The 269-nt window shown below is 44.2% G+C and carries 1 protein-coding gene; it reads right to left on the bottom strand.

What is annotated here, in order from left to right; all coding sequences use genetic code 11:
* Positions 1–269: toprim domain-containing protein (locus SB660_RS20950; RefSeq protein ID WP_410584293.1), on the bottom strand; the 269-nt coding region annotated here is incomplete at both ends.

The raw sequence follows: 269 nt of genomic DNA, 5'->3' as shown, positions 1-269 counted from the left end.
ATGACAACTTTATCGTAGGCTGAATCTTCTACTGAGAAATCCGCTCCAACTCCTGCACCAATAGCATGAATAATCGTGGAAATCTCCTCGTTTTTCATAATATCTTGGAGCTTCGCTTTTTCGGTATTAATGACTTTACCGCGCAACGGTAAAATCGCCTGAAACGTACGATCTCGCCCTTGTTTCGCTGAACCGCCAGCAGAATCACCTTCGACTAAATATAATTCGTTTCTCGCAGCATTGCGAGATTGTGCAGGGGTTAACTTCCC

Origin of the sequence: Bacillus sp. SIMBA_005, assembly GCF_046535585.1 — a bacterium.
GTDB lineage: Bacteria > Bacillota > Bacilli > Bacillales > Bacillaceae > Bacillus > Bacillus pumilus.
The sequence above is the reverse complement of the archived record's forward strand: the minus strand, read 5'-3'. Positions and strand labels throughout refer to the sequence as shown.